This window comes from Mesotoga sp. HF07.pep.5.2.highcov, assembly GCF_003666285.1.
GTDB lineage: Bacteria > Thermotogota > Thermotogae > Petrotogales > Kosmotogaceae > Mesotoga > Mesotoga prima.
Window position 1 is genome coordinate 1 of the sequence record NZ_JFHJ01000688.1, and the last position, 6,700, is coordinate 6,700.

The 6,700-nt window shown below is 44.9% G+C and carries 6 protein-coding genes; 5 read left to right on the plus strand and 1 reads right to left on the minus strand.

All coding sequences use genetic code 11. From position 1 onward, the window contains the following. A partial coding sequence (locus tag BG32_RS14640; protein ID WP_121527038.1) for a lipopolysaccharide assembly protein LapB occupies nt 1-1,367 on the minus strand: 1,367 nt, incomplete at its 3' end. Between the two features lie 96 nt (nt 1,368-1,463). Here BG32_RS14640 and secG point away from each other — a divergent pair. The 5 genes from secG (at nt 1,464) to BG32_RS14665 (ending at nt 6,551) form a co-directional block, all read left to right on the plus strand. Further along, entirely contained in the window at nt 1,464-1,715 is a 252-nt protein-coding gene (secG, locus tag BG32_RS14645) for a preprotein translocase subunit SecG (protein ID WP_006491783.1), read from the plus strand. 13 nt (nt 1,716-1,728) lie between these two features. Beyond that, nucleotides 1,729-2,922 (plus strand): tyrosine--tRNA ligase, encoded by a 1,194-nt coding sequence (tyrS, locus tag BG32_RS14650; protein ID WP_121527039.1) that lies wholly within the window; start codon nt 1,729-1,731, stop codon nt 2,920-2,922. An 89-nt stretch (nt 2,923-3,011) separates the two neighbouring features. Then, a complete protein-coding gene (locus tag BG32_RS14655; protein WP_121527040.1) occupies nt 3,012-4,700 on the plus strand; it encodes an S-layer homology domain-containing protein in 1,689 nt (562 codons plus the stop codon). A 116-nt stretch (nt 4,701-4,816) separates the two neighbouring features. Continuing rightward, nucleotides 4,817-6,067, plus strand: coding sequence for a hypothetical protein (locus BG32_RS14660; protein WP_099771831.1), 1,251 nt, complete (start codon nt 4,817-4,819; stop codon nt 6,065-6,067). 55 nt (nt 6,068-6,122) lie between these two features. Next, on the plus strand, nt 6,123-6,551 hold the full coding sequence (locus BG32_RS14665) for a hypothetical protein (RefSeq protein ID WP_099771832.1): 429 nt from the start codon (nt 6,123-6,125) through the stop codon (nt 6,549-6,551). Nucleotides 6,552-6,700 lie beyond the last annotated feature (149 nt).

Genomic DNA, 6,700 nt, shown 5'->3' on the forward strand with positions numbered 1-6,700 from the left:
GAAACAAGGAAAGACATCAGATACGAAAGATACTCCTGCTGTGAAGGGAAAAACTGCATCTCAGAAATAAGTGTGGTGAACAGTCCAACTTCGGGTAAAGTGGCCTCTCTCGTTTCGCCTGGAAGAAGCCCTTCAGATAACAGAGAGATTCTCTCAGTCAAATCATCGATCCCCAGTTCAGTAAGAAGCTCTGTAAGCGTCTCGATATTTATCCTTCCGGATTCGATCAATCTGCAATCAGAGAATCCATCTCTGGCAATTTTGTTCTGCAATGATCTATAGTAAAACTCGCTCAGTGGTTCTTCAAAGGGAAGATCTCTCTTTATCTTGCCTTCGGCAAGATATTTGTGAATCAGAAGCACATTCTTAAGCTCCACAAATCTTTCCTCTGTTGCCTCGATCGCGCTATCATAATCGCCCATCATATCAAGTATTCGTGCTTTCAGGACCAGAGCCTTTTCGTCTAGGGTCTCATTATAGTATCTCTCACAGTGAGAAAGAGAGTCCTCAAGCATTCCCATATTCTTCTCTGAGATGGCTAGTTCGTAAAGCACTTCGGAATTTCCACTGATCTTGAATGCAGTCTTCAAATCATCATAAGCCTCAAACAACTTCCCTTGTCTAGCCCTTGAAAAGGAGCGGTTGTAGAGACTCTTCCAGTCTTCCCCGAGCCCGATATTTTCGGAAAAAGTCGCCTCGGCTAAGGAATACTTTTGGGTTTCGTTCAAGATAGCCCCCTTCCTGAGAAGGATTTCCGAATAAAGAGGAAACTGTTCATTCACGTTGTCAATAACTTCCATTGCGGCACTGTAATCTCCCTTTGAAATGAAACAGTCAATCGTGGCGACAAAAGGTAGAGGAAACTGTCCTCCAGACTTCTCAACGGACTTCACATATGAAGAGACCGCTTCGTCGTATTCCTCTTGAAGCTGAAACAATCTGCCAAGCTCATAATAACCAATGTAAAATTCCCGATTCATTTCTATCGCTTGTCTCAGCTCAATTTCCGACAACTCAATCTTTCCTTCCTCCCTGAGCAACAATCCGAGATAGAAATGGTACCTATAGTCCTTTTTGATTTTTCCTGCCCTTTCCAGGAACTCCTTCGATTCATCGAAATTGCCGGAATTCAACGATCTTTTGAAGGCTTCATAGTAGTAATAAATGAGGTATGACTCATAATAATCATCGCTCTCCAAAAAGCATTGAGCCTCTAGACCCCTTATGATTATGTCAAGGTCTATTCTGTCCAGGTCAAGAACATTTTCCATGTCCTGGACGAGGATCGGGAGCTTTATCGGGAGATTATTGGCCTTAGCCATTTCTGGCTTCAAAGGAAGGTAAACAATTACCGTTTTGTCATTCAAAATATCACCCGCCAACTCAGGCTTCTCGTTTGCTACAAATCCGCACATATTGTATAATACCAGAAGAGCGTTAGAAGATACAGGAGGTATTCTTTGATGGTTGTTCTTGCGTATGTACTGATTTCCCTGCACATTGCGATAAGTGTGGGATTAGGAATTGCCGTAATGATGCAAATGTCTAAGTCCGCGGAGCTGGGCGGGGCTTTTGGAGGCGGTGCGTCTCATACCATGTTTGGCAGAAAGAAGGGGCTGGACACTATGGGTAAAATCACGCTTGGCCTTGCTATCGGATTCATGGTGAACAGTATTTTGATTGCATTTGTAATTTCGAGAGCATTTGGCGCATAAGGTGGTAGAGTTGTTGACCCCTGAGGAACAACTTAAGGAGCTATCCAGGAATCACGTATCGTTGATCTCAGAGGAGGAGCTTCTTAGAAAACTCAAAAGTAAACGGTCGTTGAGGGTTAAGCTTGGTGTAGATCCGTCCAGACCGGATCTTCACCTTGGTCATGCTGTGGTCTTGAGAAAGCTGCGTCACTTTCAGAAGTTCGGTCATCAAGTTGTATTGATCATTGGAGATTTTACGGCTAGGATCGGTGACCCTTCTGGAAGGTCAAAGACGAGACCAATGCTTTCTAGAGAGGAAGCGAAGATCAATGCTGAATCTTACAGCACTCAGGCCTTCAAGATACTTGACAGAGAGCTTACAGAAATCAGATTCAATTCCGAATGGCTGGATGCGATGAGTTTCGAAGATGTTATTCGGCTTTCCTCAAAGTACACGGTTGCCAGAATGATGGAAAGACATGACTTCGCCAGGAGATACGAGGAGAACGAACCAATTGGAATTTCCGAGTTTCTTTATCCTCTCGCTCAGGCCTACGATTCTGTTGTTGTGAAAGCCGATGTCGAGATTGGCGGAGATGATCAGTTCTTCAACCTCGTCGTCGGAAGAAAGATTCAGGAGGAGCATGGCCTTGAGGCCCAGGCGATTCTCACTGTTCCTCTTATTGAAGGGACGGACGGAAAGCTCAAGATGTCAAAGAGCTACGATAATTACATAGCTTTTGACGATACCCCAAGGGACATGTTCGGAAAGCTCATGTCAATTCCCGACACCCTCATACTGAAATATTTCAGATTGCTGACCGACAAGAGCGAAGTAGAACTTTCCGAAATCGAGACAAAGATCAAGAGCAAGTCGGTAAACCCACGGGATTTAAAGCTCGAGCTTGGGGTGGAGATAACATCTCAGTTCTATGGGGAAGAGACGGCGCTCAAGGCAAGAGACGAGTTCATAAAAATCTTCAGAAACAAAGAGCTGCCCGGAGAGATACCAGAAATAAAAATCTCGACAGAGAGTGTTTCAGTTGTTGATCTTCTGGTTTCTCATGCTAATATTTCATCAAGAAGCGAAGCGAGAAGACTTATAGACCAGGGCGGAGTGAAAGTCAACGATGAAGTCTTGAATGATATTCATTCCGTTATCGAAATTTCCGATGGAGATGTTCTGAGAATCGGAAAAAAGCGTTTCTATCGCCTTGTCAAGTGCTAATTACTCTTGAATATGGACATATGTTTACTGTATAATTAGTTCGTAGTTTGCTGTAGAAAATGACAACATTTTGAAAGGGGGTAGGATCCATGAAGAAGCTTTCTATACTGACACTGATCGTTGTTGCTTTTGCATCCTTATCTTTGGGTGTCGAGTACAGCGATTTGTCAGAAAATCACTGGGCCTACGACAGCGTTATTAAGACGACAGCCGGTGGATTGTTCATTGGTTTCCCTGATGGCACATTCAGAGGTAGTGAGTTTGCTACGCGTTACCAGCTGGCAATGACTCTTGCCAGGTTTATGGACTATTCTGATTCCGGGGATGCTAAACTCCAGGAAGTGGTTTTCTCTCTTACGAAGAAAGTCGCAGGGCTTTCCCTGGAGATCTCTGACAACAAGAAGAATTTGGTCGATTTAACAGCGGAACTGAGGGCACTTGAGGCAACGGTCGCATCGTTGAAACAAAGTGGAATGACTGGAGACTTTGTGTCGTTGAAAACCTTTGACGATACGGTCGCTTTCCTTTACGATGAGATCGACAGACTCTCCATGGAAGCAGTCACTGCAAATGAAGGAATCGTGCTAATCAGCGAAAGACTTGATTCGATGAGCAGCGTTCCTTCGGATGTTGAGGCTCTTAAGAACAGAGCAACCGATCTCGAAGTTACAGTTAAGCTTCTCGGTCAAGCTATTGCCAATTTGAAGAACGACAATAGCGAGCAGGTAGAGGCAGTTGCTGATTTAACTTCCAGATTTGAGGCTACTGAAAACGTTCTTAACAGTGTGACGTCAGATCTTTTTGCCATGAGGAGAAGTATGGCTACGAAGGACGATCTTTCGACTCTCGAGTCGAAACTAGCAGGCGAAATGCCAGATCTCGAGCCTTATGTAACCAATGAGGACTTAAATGACAAGCTTTCGCTCATGTACACGAGGATCCTCAAGATTCAGGACAGCATTGCCAAGATGCCCGAAGTTAAGTACTACGATGCCGAAATCGAAGAGATTCATGCAGCAATGGAGAATGCTGATGAAACCCTTGAAGTCCTTTTTGATCAGGTCGACCTAAACATTTCCAGACTTGACGATCTGGACGGAAAACTGGCGGAACTCAAATCCGAGCTTTCCACAAAGGCTTCAGCCAGCGATGTGGAAGCAGTAGAGGGAAGGGTCACGGATCTCGAAGTCACAACGAAGATGCTTAGTAATGCGGTTATTGCTGCTAACAAGAGGATTTCGGAGCTTGACTACGTGACGCCCGAGCAGCTAACGGCAAAGATGAATTTCCTCTACAGGAAGCTAGGCCTCGCAGAAGAGAATCTGAAAGCAGAGCTTGGCAATCTCAACGGGGAGCTCGATCTCCTGAGAGATGAAGTGACAGATAACTACGAAATGCTTGAAGTTGCTTTTGACCAAATCGATGCTAACATCGCAGTTCTTGATGATCATGCCGATTCGATTGCTTCCCTCGAAGATAGAACAGGCACTCTTGAGGGTAAGGTTGGAGTTTTGGAAGGAGCAGTAGACAGCCTGGAGAGCATCACTAACACAATGGCAATTCAGATGTTCAAGCTCGACAGAAACAAGGCAGACAAGTCTGCGCTTGAGGCAGCCGAAACTAGAATAGCCGCCCTCGAAGAAAACGATGTGGTTATCGAAGGTAAGATTTCTGCTCTCGAAGAGACTCAGAAGCAGAATGTAATCAATACAAATGCAGCGATTATCCTTTCTTTTGTAGCACTTGCTTTTGGAGCGGTAGGGTTAATCCTGAAATGATCTTTCTGTGCAACTTAGCAACAAGTGGGTTTGCTTTTGTTACATGAAATGTGGTATATTTGCGTTATGCGCATCACCAAAAACCAAAAACACTCTTATAAAGGGGGTAAGTGTGCATGAAGAAGCTTGTTGGAATCTTAGTGGTACTTCTGGCCATCTCGGTTGCTTTCTCGGTTACAGCAGTGACTCTGAATCCCTACTTGGAAGGTAATCTTTGGGGTAAGGTTGAGTTAGACAAGACAGGATTGACTACAGACCTAGGTTTCGATGTTTATTCAATCGGTTTTGGAGCCGCGGCCGATGTTGACGGCCTCACATTCAGCCTTGCTATTGATCTCGTTGCGCCTAGTGTAACGCTCGACTCTTTCACAGTGGAAAACGAGAAGGCATCTGCCAGCTGGTACGCTGCAAAGTCATTTGGTTATGACGACGGATACGGTCTCAGCTGGTTCTCGTATTACGGCACCACAAAGGGAACCACGTTCGTTCTGAATCTTAAGGAACTTGGCCTTCAGGCCGCTACTCAGGAACCTGATCTGCTTGGAGCAAGCGACAGGATAGCTCTGAGAGGAGCATGGGACATCTTTTCGTTCTCTGCCCAGACAGGCCTAAAGGATCTCAAGTGGAGCGGCGATGTTATTCTTGAAGCAAGCTTGACTCCTTTCAAGGGTCTTACCGTTACGGGTGGCGTGGATGCAAGTGACCTTACTGGAACACCTGTGTTCAATTATGTTGTAGATGTTGGCTATGTTCTTGAAGTAGGTCTACTGACCCTCAATCCTTATGCAAGGTATTCTGATGCACTTGGCCAGTGGGTAGGACTGAATGTTGGATACGGTATTGGTGTTCTAACAATCGATGCAAACGTGCAGTATGACATTGCAGCCAATGCCCTCGGTGCATGGATACAGCCGGTTATTTCCAAGGATGGAATCGGCTATGCGGGAGTCAAGTTTGTGTATAATTACGACTTCGTAACTCCTGCACAGACCATGGAGCTTGGCTTCCTGGTTAAGTCTCTCGGATGGACAGCGGGTCCTGTTAGTCTCGACGTTTTCGTAGGTTCCGGCGATTTCAGAACCAGGGATGATGTTAACTTAGTGGGTTTTGGTTATGAAATTCTTACAGACGTCCTTGCCGACTGGACAAATATCTCCGCTTATGCAGAGGGTGCTCTTTCGCTTGAAATGGGCAGCTTTAAGCCGACAATCGGTGCCAGCGGTGGATACTACATCAAGGATTCTGCATCTGCTCTTAATGTAAACGTTAGCTTCCCTGTTCTTGATCTAGTTACTTTCAGTGCTAGTGTTGACATTCTTCCAGCAGTTGACTGGTCACTCGGACTGTATTTCGATAAGTACTTCTGATTTAATTAGAGTAAATGCCGGCCCAACATGGGCCGGTTTTTTTTGAGGTGATCATATGAGGGGTATTTACATATTTCTCGGTAATCTTCTTATGATTGTTGCAGTTGTTATTGCTCTTCTCTTTGGTGGTGGTCAGATTGTAAACTCAGTGCTCGAAGGGAAGAGCATTGATATTGGCATCATGGACTTCTTGTTTCCCATTACACTTTTCGTGACGGGTTTTTTCCTTCAGTATTGTTCTCTTGTCAAGCGAATAGCACTGCCGGTTTTAGAAGAGCTTCTTCTTGCCGCTACTCTAGTACTCTATATAAGGGAGAGCCTTGCGGGAGGGTTTACCTGGTGGCTTCTTCCGTTGAGAGATTATATACCTTCTTCTTTGATGTTTACCATCATAGGTTATTTGTTGCCGGGAATAGTCGTGTTCACGATGGCTGCACTGATAGTATTAATGATAATGATCTCCGGTGAAAAGGAAGAGAAATAGACTGCTTTCACGAGATCAGCTGTTCGCTGTAGTTAGTTAGGAGAAACAAGTAAGAAGGTTTAGCGCATCATGGACCTTGTCAGACCTTTCGTGGTCCCAATCTTTGGTTGCTAGGAGCTATCCCAGCAAATATATATAGTACGGTCGAA

Excerpts from the sequence above, each read along its gene's own strand:
- BG32_RS14655 (WP_121527040.1), top strand. The coding sequence starts at position 3,012 with ATGAAGAAGCTTTCTATACTGACACTGATCGTTGTTGCTTTTGCATCC.
- BG32_RS14665 (WP_099771832.1), top strand. The coding sequence starts at position 6,123 with ATGAGGGGTATTTACATATTTCTCGGTAATCTTCTTATGATTGTTGCA.
- secG (WP_006491783.1), top strand. The coding sequence starts at position 1,464 with ATGGTTGTTCTTGCGTATGTACTGATTTCCCTGCACATTGCGATAAGT.
- BG32_RS14660 (WP_099771831.1), top strand. The coding sequence starts at position 4,817 with ATGAAGAAGCTTGTTGGAATCTTAGTGGTACTTCTGGCCATCTCGGTT.